12 protein-coding genes and 2 pseudogenes are annotated in these 13,995 nt (G+C 71.5%); 2 read left to right on the top strand and 12 right to left on the bottom strand.

Annotation, left to right across the window (positions count from 1 at the left end):
* Positions 1–8 precede the first annotated feature (8 nt).
* Positions 9–1,439: a xylulokinase gene (xylB, locus tag OHA89_RS37655; protein ID WP_266616232.1), complete on the bottom strand. Its 1,431-nt coding sequence runs from the start codon at positions 1,437–1,439 to the stop codon at positions 9–11.
* A 92-nt stretch (positions 1,440–1,531) separates the two neighbouring features.
* On the opposite strand from xylB, the gene xylA reads away from it, so the two are divergent.
* The gene (gene xylA / locus OHA89_RS37650) at positions 1,532–2,704 is read left to right on the top strand and encodes a xylose isomerase (protein ID WP_406368111.1); all 1,173 of its coding nucleotides are present in this window, start codon (positions 1,532–1,534) and stop codon (positions 2,702–2,704) included.
* Between the two features lie 331 nt (positions 2,705–3,035).
* A complete protein-coding gene (locus tag OHA89_RS37645) occupies positions 3,036–3,776 on the top strand; it encodes a class I SAM-dependent DNA methyltransferase (RefSeq protein ID WP_406368110.1) in 741 nt (246 codons plus the stop codon).
* A gap of 47 nt (positions 3,777–3,823) precedes the next feature.
* On the opposite strand, the pseudogene OHA89_RS37640 reads toward OHA89_RS37645, so the two are convergent.
* From OHA89_RS37640 to OHA89_RS37590, 11 genes and pseudogenes are all read right to left on the bottom strand, one after another.
* Positions 3,824–4,241, bottom strand: a pseudogene (locus OHA89_RS37640) (transposase); the annotation flags it as partial.
* Positions 4,242–4,449: 208 nt separating this feature from the next.
* Complete coding sequence (locus tag OHA89_RS37635) at positions 4,450–5,025, bottom strand: hypothetical protein (RefSeq protein WP_266616238.1); 576 nt, start codon at positions 5,023–5,025, stop codon at positions 4,450–4,452.
* Positions 5,022–6,383 carry a hypothetical protein gene (locus OHA89_RS37630; RefSeq protein ID WP_266616240.1) on the bottom strand — a complete coding sequence of 454 codons (1,362 nt, stop codon included), beginning with the start codon at positions 6,381–6,383 and terminating at the stop codon, positions 5,022–5,024. The genes OHA89_RS37635 and OHA89_RS37630 overlap by 4 nt, the downstream gene beginning before the upstream one ends.
* Positions 6,380–7,189 (bottom strand): ABC transporter ATP-binding protein, encoded by an 810-nt coding sequence (locus tag OHA89_RS37625; protein ID WP_406368109.1) that lies wholly within the window; start codon positions 7,187–7,189, stop codon positions 6,380–6,382. The genes OHA89_RS37630 and OHA89_RS37625 overlap by 4 nt, the downstream gene beginning before the upstream one ends.
* 150 nt (positions 7,190–7,339) lie before the next feature.
* Positions 7,340–8,158, bottom strand: a complete 819-nt coding sequence (locus OHA89_RS37620; protein WP_406368108.1) for a zf-HC2 domain-containing protein — start codon at positions 8,156–8,158, stop codon at positions 7,340–7,342.
* Positions 8,155–8,715, bottom strand: a complete 561-nt coding sequence (locus OHA89_RS37615; RefSeq protein ID WP_406368107.1) for an RNA polymerase sigma factor — start codon at positions 8,713–8,715, stop codon at positions 8,155–8,157. The genes OHA89_RS37620 and OHA89_RS37615 overlap by 4 nt, the downstream gene beginning before the upstream one ends.
* Positions 8,716–9,166: 451 nt before the next feature.
* Complete coding sequence (locus tag OHA89_RS37610; RefSeq protein WP_406368106.1) at positions 9,167–10,078, bottom strand: MerR family transcriptional regulator; 912 nt, start codon at positions 10,076–10,078, stop codon at positions 9,167–9,169.
* 215 nt (positions 10,079–10,293) lie between these two features.
* Positions 10,294–11,527: pseudogene (locus tag OHA89_RS37605) on the bottom strand (GH1 family beta-glucosidase); the annotation flags it as partial.
* Positions 11,528–11,660: 133 nt separating this feature from the next.
* A complete protein-coding gene (locus tag OHA89_RS37600) occupies positions 11,661–12,644 on the bottom strand; it encodes an acetylxylan esterase (RefSeq protein ID WP_406368105.1) in 984 nt (327 codons plus the stop codon).
* 144 nt (positions 12,645–12,788) lie between these two features.
* Positions 12,789–13,289, bottom strand: a complete 501-nt coding sequence (locus tag OHA89_RS37595) for a hypothetical protein (RefSeq protein ID WP_266616250.1) — start codon at positions 13,287–13,289, stop codon at positions 12,789–12,791.
* 167 nt (positions 13,290–13,456) lie between these two features.
* The gene (locus OHA89_RS37590; protein WP_406368749.1) at positions 13,457–13,747 is read right to left on the bottom strand and encodes a substrate-binding domain-containing protein; all 291 of its coding nucleotides are present in this window, start codon (positions 13,745–13,747) and stop codon (positions 13,457–13,459) included.
* Between the last annotated feature and the right edge of the window lie 248 nt (positions 13,748–13,995).

Below are 13,995 nucleotides of genomic sequence, written 5' to 3'. Positions count from 1 at the left end.
CGACCCTCCTATCGTTCTGCCGACGCGACCTCCTGCAAGGCGCGCGCCCGCCGCAGCGTACTGGTGATCCGTTCGAGCGTGTCGTCGTCACGGGTCACGGGTTCCAGCACCCGGCCCCCGGCGGTCCCCCAACGCCGGGCGACGACGTCGGCAGGCTCACCGGTGAGCAGGGCGGCGGCCTGGGCGGCGGCCCCGAGCGCGACCAGTTCCCGGGCCTCGGGCACCTGGACCGCCCGGCCGGACAGCCGCAGGACGGTCCGCTGCCAGGCCCTGCCGCGGGCTCCGCCGCCGATCAGCAGCAGTGGTTCGTCGGGGGCGGGGTTCTCGCCTCCGGCGCGCAGCACGTCATCCAGGGCCGCAAGCAGGGCTTGGGCGGCACCGTCGTAGGCGGCCTGGAGCAGCTGGCCCGGCGTGGTGTCGTGGCGCAGGCTGTGGACCAGGCCGGAAGCGCCCGGGAGGTCCGGAGTGCGCTCGCCGTCCAGATAGGGAAGGACCACCACCGTGCCGCCTGCCTCGACGTCCTCGCGATCGCGGCCGACGAGGGCGGCGAAGCGGTCGACGGCGAGGGTGCAGTTGAGCGTGCAGGCGAGTGGCAGCCAGCCGCCGAGGGCATCGGCGAAGCCGGCGACGGTTCCGCTCGGGTCGGCGGGCCGGGTCCGGCCGACGGCGTAGACGGTGCCGGAGGTACCGAGGCTCAGCACCGGACGTCCGGGGGTCAGGCCCAGCCCGAGGGCGGCGGCCATGTTGTCACCGGTCCCGGTGGCCACCAGCGCGCCCTCGCGCAGTGGCATCCCGGCCCGGACGGCGCCCGCCAAGGCGCCCGGCGGGAGGACCTGTGGCAGCAGCCCGGGGTCGAGGCCGATCCGGTCGAGGACGTCCCGGTCGTAGCCGTCCGGGCCCCACCAGCCGGTTCCCGACGCGTCACCGCGGTCCGTCACCGCCTCGCCGGTCAGCCGCTCCGTCAGGAAGTCGTGGGGAAGGCGGACGGCCGCGACGCGGTCGGCGGCGGCACGCTCGTTCGCGTGCAGCCAGGCCCACTTGGCGGACGTGAAGGCGGCCGTCGGGACGCTGCCGGTGCGGCGCGCGAGCTCTGCCGGGCCAAACGCGGCTCCGAGTTCGGCGGCCTGCGGGGCGGAGCGGACGTCGTTCCACAGCAGCGCCGGGCGCACCGGCCGGCCGGCCGCGTCGAGGGTGACCAGGCCGTGCTGCTGGCCGGCGATCGAGCAGGCGGCTGCGCGATCCGCCCAGCCGGTGCCCGCCGTGGCCTCGCCGAGCGCCCGCCACCACTGTTCGGGGTCGCTCTCGCGTCCGGCGCCCGCGCTGACGGCGTGCGCGGCACGGCCCTCGCCCAGGACGGCGCCGGTTTTCAGGTCGACAGCGAGGGCCTTGGTGGACTGGGTCGAGCTGTCGACACCGATCACGACACGCTGAGCAGACATGCGTTCCTCCGGTGGGGTTCCTTCTGGCGTCTCGGCATACTAATTTGTTTTTCGACATTACAAATAGCCCTCGGCCTGATCCGGAGCGCCTCATGACCAGCGACCCGCTCGCCCCCACCCCCGCGCACAGGTTCACCTTCGGCCTGTGGACCGTCGGCTGGCAGGGCCGGGACCCCTTCGGCGACGCCACCCGGCCCGCCCTCGACCCGGTCGAGACCGTGGAACGGCTGGCCGAACTCGGCGCCTACGGCGTCACGTTCCACGACGACGACCTGATCCCCTTCGCCGCCGGCGACGCCGCCCGCAAGCAGGCGGTCAAGCGCTTTCGCACCGCCCTCGACACGGCCGGGCTGAAGGTGCCGATGGCCACCACCAACCTCTTCACCCACCCGGTCTTCAAGGACGGCGCTTTCACCGCCAACGACCGGGACGTGCGCCGGTACGCGCTGCGCAAGACGATCCGCAACATCGACCTGGCCGTGGAACTCGGCGCCTCGGTCTACGTCGCCTGGGGCGGCCGCGAGGGCGCGGAGTCGGGCGCGGCCAAGGACGTGCGTACCGCCCTCGACCGGCTGAAGGAGGCCTTCGACCTGCTGGGCGAGTACGTCGAGAACCAGGGTTACGACCTGCGCTTCGCGATCGAACCCAAGCCCAACGAGCCGCGCGGCGACATCCTGCTGCCCACCATCGGCCACGCCCTGGCGTTCATCAACGAGTTGGACCGACCCGAGCGGGTCGGCCTCAACCCGGAGGTCGGCCACGAGCAGATGGCCGGGCTGAACTTCCCGCACGGCATCGCCCAGGCTCTGTGGCACGGCAAGCTGTTCCACATCGACCTCAACGGCCAGACCGGCATCAAATACGACCAGGACCTGCGCTTCGGCGCGGGCGACCTGCGCCAGGCCTTCTGGCTGGTCGACCTGCTGGAGTCGGCCGGCTACGACGGCCCCCGTCACTTCGACTTCAAACCGCCGCGCACCGAGGACTCCGCCGGCGTCTGGGTCTCGGCGGCCGCCTGCATGCGCAACTACCTGCTCCTGGCGGAGCGTTCCCGCGCCTTCCGGTCCGATCCGGAGGTCCAGACCGCGCTCGCCGCCTCCCGACTGCCCGAACTCACCCTCCCCACCGCCGAGGACGGCCTGGCCGGGCTACTGGCCGACCGGTCCGCCTTCGACGAGTTCGACGTCGATGCCGCCGCCCGCCGCGGCATGGCCTTCGAACAGCTGGACCAGCTCGCCCTTGAACACCTCCTCGGCGCCCGCTGAGCCGGAGTGCCCAGGAGCCGGGCCGTGGCGTTCCACGGCCCGGCTCCGCCACCAAGTACTCCTAACGAAATGTTCTTCAAGGTGGTTGGATCACTCCGAGACTGATGATCCGGGGGTGCTGGGTCGCTCGGCCGAAGCAATGGGAAGTCGACGACGAGCTGTGGGCGGTGCCCGCTGCGCCGAGGAGAACGACCGCACCACTGCCCTGACCGTGCACCCCGAGCCGGGCGGTGCCCTGAAAGGTCCCGGCCCGCCCCGAACCGTGTGATCGGAGCCGGTGGAAGGTAAATGCGTCGACAGCGCCCCTCGGTACCCGGAAGAGTGGCCGCCTGTGACGAGCAGTGAGCTGTGGACCCGTGCGACCGCCGACCGCTACGACGCCGAGGAGACCGAGACATCCTCGGCCGCCGTTCTCGGACCGACTCTCGCCTTCCTCGCCGAGCTCGCCGGAGACGGCCGGGCACTGGAGTTCGCCATCGGGACCGGACGAGTGGGCGTCCCGCTCCGGGAACGCGGCGTGCCGGTAGTGGGCATCGAACTGTCCGAGCACATGGCAGCGGTGATGCGGCGCAAGATCGACGAGGACACGCTCCCGGTAGTCATCGGGGACATGGCCACCACCGTCGTTCCCGGCGAGTTCACCCTGGTCTATCTCGTCTACAACACCATCACGAACCTGCTCACGCAGGACGAGCAGGTCGAGTGCTTCCGCAACGCCGCACGTCATCTGGAGCCCGGCGGCCGATTCGTCATCGAGCTGGGCGTGCCGCCGCTGCGGTTCCTGCCGCCCGGCCAGGTCGCGGTGCCGTTCGACGTCTCTGAGCAGCATCTCGGCTTGGACACCGTCGACCCCGTCGAGCAGATTCTCGTCTCGCACCACTTCACCCGCGACGGCGACGACGGCCGCTACCGCCGCGACAACTCCCGGCACCGCTACGCCTGGCCGGCAGAGCTCGACCTGATGGCACGGATCGCTGGGCTCGAGATGGAACGTCGCGTCGCGGACTGGGACGGGGCGCCGTTCACCCAGGACTCCGCGAAGCACATCTCCGTGTGGCGCAAGCCAACCTGAGGTCGGCCACTGGGCCGTCAACGTAAGCCGTGCCTGTCTTGAAACTCCTACCGGAAGTTCAGGCGTCGCCAGCAGATCAGTGCGCATCCGAGGGTGAGGAAGGCTTCGTGGATGTCATCGCGTATCTCCCAGCGGATCCGCAGGCGGCGGAACCAGTGCAGGTGGGCGAATGCTCGCTCCACGACCCAGCGTTGGGCGCCGAGTCCGGAGCCGTGCTCGGTGCCCGGCGGGCGATAGGCGGCTTTACGCCGAGCCTCGCTTGCCCCGCACCGGCGGTACCGCCTCAAGCAGCGGGATCAGCTGGGTGACGTCGTTGCGGTTGCCGCCGGGTCAAGGTGGCGGCGAGCGGGATACCAGTGGCGTCGGTGATCAGGTGATGCTTGCTGCCCGTCCTGCCCCGGTCAACGGGGCTTCGTCCCGTCCTGGATCCCCCTTTGACGCCTGTATGTGGGAGCCGTCGACGGCCGGCCCGGAGAAGCCCATCCACAGGGCGCCGGACGAACGATGCGTCGGCCGAACACAGATGAACGAGGCCGCGTGGTGGGTGTTCGATCCGATGCGTGCCCACGCCCCACGCGACGACGCTGCGGTCGTCACCCCCCTTTGCGCACTCGGGCCGGGTTTTCACCCCCTCGCTGCCACGGCCGTGTCCCGGTCCGGTGGCCCGCTCCGGTTACCGTCTCGGTCCCGCGACGGCGTAGGCCGCGGTGCCGGCGACGGCGAGGACCAGGGCCGTCCAGGTGCTCGCCGCCGTGCCGGGTGGCAGCAGCATCCAGGTCGCCACCTGCATCGGCACACTCGTGGCAGGCGGGGCGAAGAACGAGAACGCGAGCCAGGCGAACGGCAGCGTCCAGGCACAGTGCCCGCCCGAAAGCACCGCGCCCAGGGCGACCAGCCCCATCAGCCCCGCGCTGTCCCGGACGACGAACGCGGTCGTGGCCAGGTCCTCACCCATCGCCTGCGCAGTCAGCAGCACCGTGCCGACGACCGCGCCGGCGAGCAGCACGTGCGCCGCCCTGCGGGGCACCCATCGGATCGCGGCCGTCCGGTCCAGCGCGATGTCCTGCCCGCTGAGCCCGATCGAGACCGCCATCGCCCCCGTCGCGAGGACGAGCACGGCCGACCGCGGATCCCCGGGCCCCCCGCCCCCGTCGCGGGCGAGTGTCCACACCGCGACCGCGCTGATCACCACCGCGGCGAGCGACGCGGGCACCTGCCGCGAGCGCGCGTACAGCATCAGCCACCTCACCGGGACACACCGCCCTTCAGAGCGTCGAACGCGTCGCCCTTACAGGAGAGCGCGGCAGCGCGCATCGCGTTGATCCGCGAGAGCTGCTCGGCCCGCGGAAGCGTCTTGAGTTCCGTCCACACCGGGCGGGCCTCGGCGTCTACCTCGCGGTGCAAACTTGCTGATCCTGTGCCGGGCAGCGGCCTGAGGTCCCCGAGGACCCAGCCCACCGCGACGGTCTGCGCGAATTCATCTCCCCCGAAGCTGCTCCAGCCGACGGGGGTGCACCCTGGCACCATGCCTTTGGCGATCAGGGCCCAGGTCAGCTCCTCGCCCTTCGCGGCGGCGATGATGTCGTCGTCGAAGTCGAAGAGCACGGTCTTGCCGGACCACTGCGGCGTGGAGCCGTCCGGCAGTACGGCGATGTTCTCCCGGACCGAGACCGGCCCCTGGCCGCCCAGAGCGTCGTGCAGCAGACGCAGGGCCTCCCTGCCGGGACCGGCGAGGTCGGTGAGTCGTGCCTGGTGCGTCTTGGTCACGCATACCGGGCCGTCGCACACCAGCTCCGCGGCGGCCTCGTCGAGGACATACATCCGACGCGGATGGGAGGGGAGGACGAGCAGGGCGATCGCCGCGCCCGCCAGGACGGGCGTCAGGGCGAGCAGCCGGGCGCGCGGGGTCGCGGCGATCAGCAGCGCGAAGCCGGTCGCGGCCATGCCGAGCAGCCAGATCGTCTGCCCGACGTGCACGGAGGCGGAGAGCGTGACGAGCACGTCGCGCACCTCCTGCACCGCCGGTGACAGCAGCGAGACCCGGTTCGGCTCAGTGCCTGACGACATGTACATGAGGGCCGTGAACACGAAGGCGCCCATGGCCAGCGCGGGCGGGGTGAGCGCGGACGGCAGGGCGCGCCCGGCCCCCATGCCCAGCACGGCTCCCGCGACGAGGGAGAGTGCCCCCACCAGCGAGATCGGCAGCCATCCGAGGTGCGTGTACTCGGTGTTGGGGAGCACCTGGACCGCGCCCACGAGGACGAGGAACGCAAAGGCCGAGGCCAGCGTGATCGCCGTCGTGCCCGCCAGCGTGGCGGCGCGGTGCCAGGCGGGACGCGATGTGGTGGTCAGCAGCTCGGACACCTTCGAGCGGTGGTCGCGCAGGCCCTGCAGCGCCCCGAGCCCCACGGCGAGCGGCCACAGGTAGACCAGCAGAGCGCGGGTCCACAGGGCCATGGAGGTCCACTGGGCCGTCCACGCCGTGGTGCCCCTCCACCACGCGGCGTTCACCAGGTACAGGAACGCCAGCGCGCTCGTCAGGACCACGGCGCCGGCCCACGGGGCGATGGAGCGCCTCAGCTCGATGCGCAGGACACGACCGTTCACCAGGCGCCCCTTCCCTGCTCGGGGTTGAGCAGCAGAGCCGAGTAGCCGCGCTCCAGCGGGCTGTCACCCGCGTCCTCCGGGCCGCCCATCGAGGCCAGCTCGTCCGGAGGGCCCTGGAAGACCAGCCGGCCCTCGGCGAAGAGCACCACGTCGGTGCAGGCGGCGGCGACGTCCTCCACCAGATGGGTGGAGACGACCACGCAGGTGTCCTGACCCAGCTCCTGCAGCAGCTCGCGGAAGCGCAGCCGCTGCGCCGGGTCCAGGCCGACCGTCGGCTCGTCCAGCAGCAGTATCGTCGGGTCGTTGACGATGGCCTGGGCGATGCCGACCCTGCGCACCATGCCGCCCAACAGGGCCTTCATCTTCTCGTCGGCACGGTCCGCCAGACCCACCCGCTCCACGGCGCGCTGCACCGCCCCGGGGATGTCTGCCTTGGGCACCTCCTTCAGCCACGCCATGTACTCGACGAACTCGCGCACCGTGAAGCGCTTGTAGTAGCCGAACTCCTGCGGCAGGTAACCGATCCGGCGGCGCAGCGCACGGTGCTCACCCAGGCCGCCCGCGGACTCGCCCAGCAGCTCCAGGGTGCCCTCGGTGGGGCGCAGCACGGTGGCCAGCGTCCGGATGAGGGTGGTCTTGCCCGCCCCGTTGGGCCCGAGCAGCCCGTGTACGCCGATGCCGAGCTTCAGGTCGAGCCCGTCGACCGCCATCCGGTTCCTGCCGACTCTGACCTTCAGCCCGATGGCCTGGATCTCCCAGGCGTAGGCCATCGGTGCGATGTCAGCCGCGCTCACCGCGGTCATCATGTGGCGTTCCTTACGTTGTGGGTGGGTTGATTCCGGTCACTCGTAGGACCGGGAGACCCAGGGATGCCGGTGTGGCTGTGGTGTTTCAGCCACTCATTGGGATGCGCGCGACAAGATCGCTAAGTAAGGACACACCGGCGAGGCCGATGGTCATCGATGGGCTCCCAGTACGGAGTACGCGCCCCTGCGGGCGATCACGACACCGATGCCGAGCGTGAGGATCAGCCCCCATACGGGCAGACCGTCCGTCTGCAGGGCGAAGGTCGTACGGCTGGCGGCCAGGGTCGGGGCCACGACTATGGCGGCCCAGACCGCCACCAGCGCAACGGCCGCACGGGTCACGCCGACGACACCGCCGAGCGCCAGGGTCGTCGAGGTGAAGGCCAGACAGGGCAGCAGCCACTGCGCGGCCGTCATCCCCGTCACCCACCCGGCCACCAGCAGCGCGGGGACGACCACGGCGAGCACGGAGGCGGTGCGCCGCAGCACCAGGTACAGCCCGGCTCTGGGCGCCGAGGCCGTCAGTTCGTACGCCGGGTCGAGCCCGCGCGACCACGACGCCGCGACGCCGAGCACGGGCAGGACCGGGGCGAGCAGAAGTACCAGTGACACCTCGCTGGATCCGGTGCCGACCAGGTCGAGCAGTAGCGCGAGCAGTGTCACGCTCCCGACCATGGCCAGCCACGGCACCATCACCGGCGTCATCCACGCGGACAGCCACGCCGACCAGCGCCGCCGGCGCGGCATCGTGGCGGTGGCGGCCAGCTGGGGGCCTAGGCCGGACCATACCGTGTCGACCAGTGCCGCCACGGCGGGTGCCTGTGCCGTAACGGCGGCCGACAGCCGGTCACGGCACACCCGGCACGCCTCCAGGTGGGCCTCCAGGGCCCACACCTCGTCGGCGGCGATGTCCGTGTCGCCGCGTGCGTAACCGTCGATGGTCCGCATCGACGCGTGTTCCACGCTCATACCAGCGCCCTCCGCATCGCGATCCTGGCCCGGCGGGCACGGGTCTTGACCGTGCCCTCGGGGAGCCCGAGCAGGACCGCGGTCTCCCTGACGGACAGTCCGTCGAGCACCATGGCCTGCAGTACCTGTCTGAGCTCCGGCGCGAGGCGCCGCAGCGCGTCGCCGACGTCACCGCCGACGGTCGCCGCGAGCGCCTCCTCCTCGGCGGCGGGCGCCGCGTCGGGAAGAGCGGCGGCCGGCGGCGGCTCCGCGTGGTGGGCCTTGCGCCGGAAGGAGTCGACGAGGCGCCGCGCCGCTATCGTCCACAGCCAGCCGACGGCCGTCCCGCCCACTGACGAACCCGCGAACGCACCCGCCGCACGCCACACCGCCAGATACGTCTCCTGCATGACCTCGGCGACGATCTGCTCGTCCGCGCAGCGACTGCGCAACCGCACCGCCATCCACGGCGACGTACGCCGGTACAACTCCTCGAACGCGACACGGTCGCCCTTGGCCACCAGCCGGACGAGACGCTCCTCGTCCAACTCGTGCGGCGCTGCTCTGACTGATCTCACACCTCCTAGACGCCCGAACCGGGCCGAAGGTTTTCCCCCCAACGTGATCCCCGCCACATGCGGGAAAACCCGTGGGCTCCACTCAATTGAAGTTTCGCCGCTATGCAGCGGTAGCTTCGCTGGCCAGGCAAGCCGATCTGGCCTTCTGTGTTCGTCGGATTTGAGCCGCGTGTTGGAGAGGCTTCCTGCCGCGTGGGCCGGGTCAGGCGGGCCGGTGTGCTCTTACGCCGGGCGATCCAGCCGGGGGTGAAGTTGCCCCGGCCCGGGTGGACGGCGGCCTTCCAGCCTGCCGGGTCTGGGGGGGGGGAGGGTCAGCGGACCGATTTCCTGGGGTGCTGATGGAGCAGCACGGCCGGCTGACCGCCCCCTCGTGACGGCGGTCAACACCACGGCTCGCGTCGGCTCGCCCCGGCTCGCCTCAACCCATGCGGGGCAGGGGCGGTGCGGCCGGTCAGGCTTGATCCGCGGCATACAGGGCTCGCGCCAGCCACTCCAGCTCCTCGGACGCGTCGGGAGACGCATACTGTCCGCGCACGCGGGCCACGAGCCTGCGGTAGCGCTCCGCCCCTGCCTTGATCCCGGCCTCCAGGCACAACAGGACGGCGGCCCGATCGGCGTCGCCGAACAGCTCGGACAGCACTTCGGCCGCTGCCGGTCCCTCAGGCGCGACCCCGCGTTCTCTGACCTCCGCAACGGTCTGCACGACCTGCCTGGCCCACCAGATGGACGCCCCGGGGGCGCGACTCTGCCCGGGGGCCGGGGTGCTCAGCTCCAGCATGGTGCGCATCCGGGCGCGGAAACCGGGGTCCCGCACCAGCTCGGCCAGTTCGATCCAGGCGTCGACCTGCTCGGGTGTGGGGTCGTCGGGCAGTTCGATGCTGAAGGTGCGCATCCGGTCACGCAGACGCGGGTCGACGTCGAGACCGCCGAACACCTCATCCTTGAACTCGTCGATGATCTGCTTGCGTTCGGCGGCGGAAAGCCGTGCCAACCGGTTCATCAGTGCTGTCTCCTCAGCGGTCGAACCACGTTTCGATACGGTGGACAGGACGGCCCGGCTCACCTTGAGGGAGCGGATCTGCGCGTCGAGCGCGGCCACGTGCGCGTCGGCGACCTCGGCGACCGTGGTGCGGCCGCTCAGGACGCGGCACACGTCGTCTAGCCCGAGGCCCAGCTCCCGCAGGGTGCGGACCAGCTCTACGCGGGCCACGGACTCGGCGTCGTATAGCCGGTAGCCGCTGGCGGAGCGAGCCACGGGCGGCACCGCTCCCTCGTCCGACCAGAAGCGCAGGGTGCGCACCGCAAGTCCGGTGCGGTGCGCGAGCTGGCCGATGGTGAGCACGTCGGGGCGTTCGTCTTCCATGAGCGAGATCCTGGACCCTCCAGCCGCTGGAGACTCAAGCGCACGGGCGCGCGAGCCGGTGGATCTTTACGTCGAGGGGCTTTCCGCCGCGTGTTGTGGCGGTTATGCAGTCCACATGAGCTCGGTGCCCTTCCCGCTGCCCTGCTGCGCGCCGGGCAGCGCGAACTCCGGCCCGCGCCGCACCGAACCGGCGTGGTGGGTGACGCGTACCCCGATCACACCCCCTCCGTCCGCACGCGGTGCGCGGTGATCAGGCCCCGGAACCAGTGGTAACTGTCCTTGGACGTTCGGGTCAGCGTGTCGTAGTCGACGTGGACCAGGCCGAAGCGCTGGCCGTAGCCGCGCGCCCACTCGAAGTTGTCCAGCAGCGACCAGACGTAGTAGCCGCGCACGTCCACCCCTGCGGAGATGGCGTCGGCGTCGGCGAGGTGGTCCGCGAGGTAGTCGATCCGCGCGGTGTCATGGACCCGACCGTCGGGGGCGACGGCGTCGGCCTCGGCGGAGCCGTTCTCGGTGATCCAGACCGGCGGAAGCCGCGGGTGGCGGGCGTGGAGTTCGCGGAGCAGTTCGGTGAGCACCTCCGGGACGACGGGCCATCCCATGGTGGTGCGCCGGGTCCCGTACCGGTCCAGCTCGGTGACGCCGATGTCCACGGCGGTGCGCGGTTCGAGGTCGGCCTCGCGGTGGGGGACGGCGGCGACAGTGATCGGGCGGTAGAAGTTGACTCCGAGGAAGTCCAGCGGGGCGCCGATCAGTTCCAGGTCGCCCGGCAACCGCCAGGGACCGTCGGCGAGGCCGGCCCAGGTCTCGGCCTCGTGCGCAGGGTAGCGGCCGGCGAGGAGCGGCTCGGTCCAGACCTCGTTGTGGAGGACCTTGGCACGGCGCAGGGCGGCTCGGTCCTCGGGGAGGGCGGAGGCGCGATGGATGCGGTCGAGGTTGAGGGTGATCCCGACCTCCTGGGCGCCCGCGGCGCGCAGCTCCCGTATCGCGAGGCCGTGGGCGACCAGCAGGTGGTGTGCGGCCGCCAGCGCGCCGCGGCCCTCCTCGGCCCCGGGTCCGTGCCGCCCCTCGGCAGTAGCCGACGAAGGCGGAGCAGTACGGCTCGTTGAGGGTGATCCAGCGCTCCACCCGGTCCCCGTAGCGCTCGGCCGCGAGGGCCGCGTACTGCGCGAACGCCTCGGCGGTCTCCCGGACCCGCCAGCCACCGCGGTCCTCCAGGGCTTGGGGCAGATCCCAGTGGTAGAGCATGACGGCGGGGGCGACACCGGCGGCCAGCAGATCGTCGATCAGGCGGTTGTAGAAGTCCAGCCCCTGGGGGCTGGCCGGTCCGGTGCCCCGGGGCAGCAGGCGGGGCCAGGCGATCGAGAAGCGGTAACTCTCCACACCGAGCCCGCGCAGCAGGGCGACGTCTTCCGGGTGGCGGTGGTAGTGGTCACAGGCCGTGTCGCCATCTCACGGGTCTGTCGGGCTCCTGGGCCTCGGGCGGGGCGTGGCTCAGTGCGTGGGGCGGCCGGGCGCGCGGGACGTCCTCACGCGGTCCGCCCGGCCCGGTGGTGCGGGGCGGTCCGGTGGTGCGGGGCGGTCAGAGCTCCGGCGCCAGGCCGCGCTCGCGCAGCCAGGCCAGTTGGACGGGCGGGTTGGAGCCGCAGCCGCCGCCGTGGTCGCCGAACGGCCAGACGGTCATGGTGCGGTCCTCGCCCGCGTAGTGGTTGAAGGCGGCGTAGACCGTGGAGGGCGGGCAGACCGGATCCATCAGGCCCACGCTGAACACCGTCGGCGCGGTGGCCCGCCGGGCGAAGTGGACACCGTCGAAGTGGTCGAGGGTGGCGAAGGCCGGCTCCACGCGATGGCGGCTGTGCCAGCGCAGGTACTTGGCGATCTCCTGGTACGGGCCGTCGGCGCAGATCGCGGCAGCGTGGCGGAAGTGGCACAGGAACGGGACGTCCGGCATCGCCGCCGCCACGCGGTCCCCGGCGAGACCGGCGACGGCGAGCGCCAGACCGCCGCCCTGGCTGCCTCCGGCCACCACGATCCGACGGCTGTCGAGTCCGGGCAGCTCCGCGACCGCGTCCACGGCTCGTACGCAGTCGGTGATCAATCGCCGGTAGTAGTAGTTGTCGGGAGAGTCGATGCCGCGGGTCATGAAGCCCTCGACCCACTGCGTGCCGTCTCCAACGCCCCGGTCCGGGGTGTCGTGGCCCTGGCCCCGGCTGTCGACGACGAATTGGGCGTAGCCCGCGGCGGACCAGAACAGGTGGTCGGTGGGCAGTCCTCGACCGCCGCCGTAGCCCATGTAGGTGATGACGACCGGCAGCGGTCCGGCCGCGTTGCGCGGGCGCAGCAGCCAGGCGGCCACTGGTTCGCCGTCCCAGCCGGGGAAGCGTACGTCGTCGACCTCGACGGTGTGCAGCAGGTGCTGGGCGGTGACCCGTTCCACCTTGATCGCCCCGTCGTGCGACCGGGCGTCGGCTAGGGTCCGCCGCCAGAAGGCGTCGAAACCCGTCGGATCGGACAACTCAGGGCGGTAGCTGACGAGTTCGTCCGCGCCCAGGTCTGTGAGCGGCATGGGGGTTTCCTCCGGTCGGAGAGGTGACGGGGTAACGGAGCTCGGCGGCCTCAGGGGCCTTGCCTCGCAGGTCCGGGCAGTGGTGCGGGAAGGGGTGGCGGCCCGTCCCCCTCGGACGGGCCGCCGGTCTCGCAGGCGCGGGCCTCAGCCGGTCCCGCCGGACGCGGTGAAGCCGAAGCCGGCCAGGCGGAAGCCTCCGTGCAGTTTCAGCCGCAGGTCGTGGACGCCGTTCAGCGCAGTGGCGAGCTCGGCCGCGACGGCCGTCCACGTGTAGCGGTTGCCGGTGACGGGAACACCGATCTCCGCCAGCAGTCGGTCACCGACCCGGAGTTCCAGCCGCGCCTCCTCGGTGGCGATACCGATGAGGTGGGCTGGATCAACGCCGGCGACGGCGAGTACGGCAGGAAGGACGGTGCGCAGTACCTCGTGCCGGCCCTCGGGATGCTGCGGGGCCCAGCCAGGCGGCAGTGGGCGTCCGGTGCCGGCCAACTCGCGCTCGATGACTGCGTGTGGGTACTCGTGCACGATGGCCGCGAGCTCCCGTCCGCCATGGACGCGGACCAGCACGGCACGACCGGAGAGGGTGCCGGAGGCGATGCCGACGACGTACCTGTCCGAGCCCTGGACGGCAGGGATCACGGTCATTTTCTCATCCTTCGCACGGGAAACCGGCATTGGTTCCTGCGGAGTTGAAGCGGCACCTCTTTCGATGAGGCAGAATGTTAGCGCTCACACTTCTCCTGTCAAGGTACCCATGGAGGCCTCGACAAAAGTGCGACCGGCGCGGCGGAGAGCCTGGGGCGACGCGGCGGTCAGCTCCGGGTCCGACGGTGCCGACTCAAGGGCGGTCCGCGGGGCCCGCGCTGCGACGCAGCACCATCTCGGGCGAAATCAGCAGGTGGGTGCGGGTGTGCACGCCACCGTCCAAGCCTTCGACGAGCAGTTCCAGGGCCGGCGGCCGAGCTCGCCGAAGTCCTGCCGCAGGCGGCCAGGGGCGGGACGAAGTGAGCGGCCTCGGGAATGTCGCCGAAGCCGACGACGCTGATGTCGCCCGAGATCGAGCGGCCGGACTCACGCAGGGCGCGCAGCAGGCCGAGCGCCATGCCGTCGTTGGCACAGAAGACGGCGGTAACGTCGCCCGGTTCGGCGATCCGCAAGCCCGCCTGGTGGCCGGCGCACGCAATCCAGTCGCCGAGCTCGACAAAGCCGCGGAACCTCCAGGAGCCGTTTGCGGTCAGCGTGCCCGGACGCGCCCAATGTAGAGGCGCCCCGCCGAGGCGGCTGATCGCCTGCGCCGTTGTTGGCCCAACGGTGATCCGAACAGACCCTTGACGGCACACTTGTGAGCGTT

Source organism: Streptomyces sp. NBC_01546 (assembly GCF_045208355.1).
In the GTDB taxonomy this organism is placed as follows: Bacteria; Actinomycetota; Actinomycetes; order Streptomycetales; family Streptomycetaceae; genus Streptomyces.
Note: the sequence above shows the minus strand (reverse complement) of the source record. Positions and strands in the feature narration are given on the sequence as shown.

Bases quoted from the DNA above. Each gene is read 5' to 3' on its own strand.
- xylB (WP_266616232.1), bottom strand. From the start codon at position 1,439: ATGTCTGCTCAGCGTGTCGTGATCGGTGTCGACAGCTCGACCCAGTCC.
- xylA (WP_406368111.1), top strand. From the start codon at position 1,532: ATGACCAGCGACCCGCTCGCCCCCACCCCCGCGCACAGGTTCACCTTC.
- OHA89_RS37625 (WP_406368109.1), bottom strand. From the start codon at position 7,189: ATGATGACCGCGGTGAGCGCGGCTGACATCGCACCGATGGCCTACGCC.
- OHA89_RS37620 (WP_406368108.1), bottom strand. From the start codon at position 8,158: ATGAGCGTGGAACACGCGTCGATGCGGACCATCGACGGTTACGCACGC.
- OHA89_RS37610 (WP_406368106.1), bottom strand. From the start codon at position 10,078: ATGGAAGACGAACGCCCCGACGTGCTCACCATCGGCCAGCTCGCGCAC.
- OHA89_RS37600 (WP_406368105.1), bottom strand. From the start codon at position 12,644: ATGCCGCTCACAGACCTGGGCGCGGACGAACTCGTCAGCTACCGCCCT.
- OHA89_RS37595 (WP_266616250.1), bottom strand. From the start codon at position 13,289: ATGACCGTGATCCCTGCCGTCCAGGGCTCGGACAGGTACGTCGTCGGC.
- OHA89_RS37590 (WP_406368749.1), bottom strand. From the start codon at position 13,747: ATGGCGCTCGGCCTGCTGCGCGCCCTGCGTGAGTCCGGCCGCTCGATC.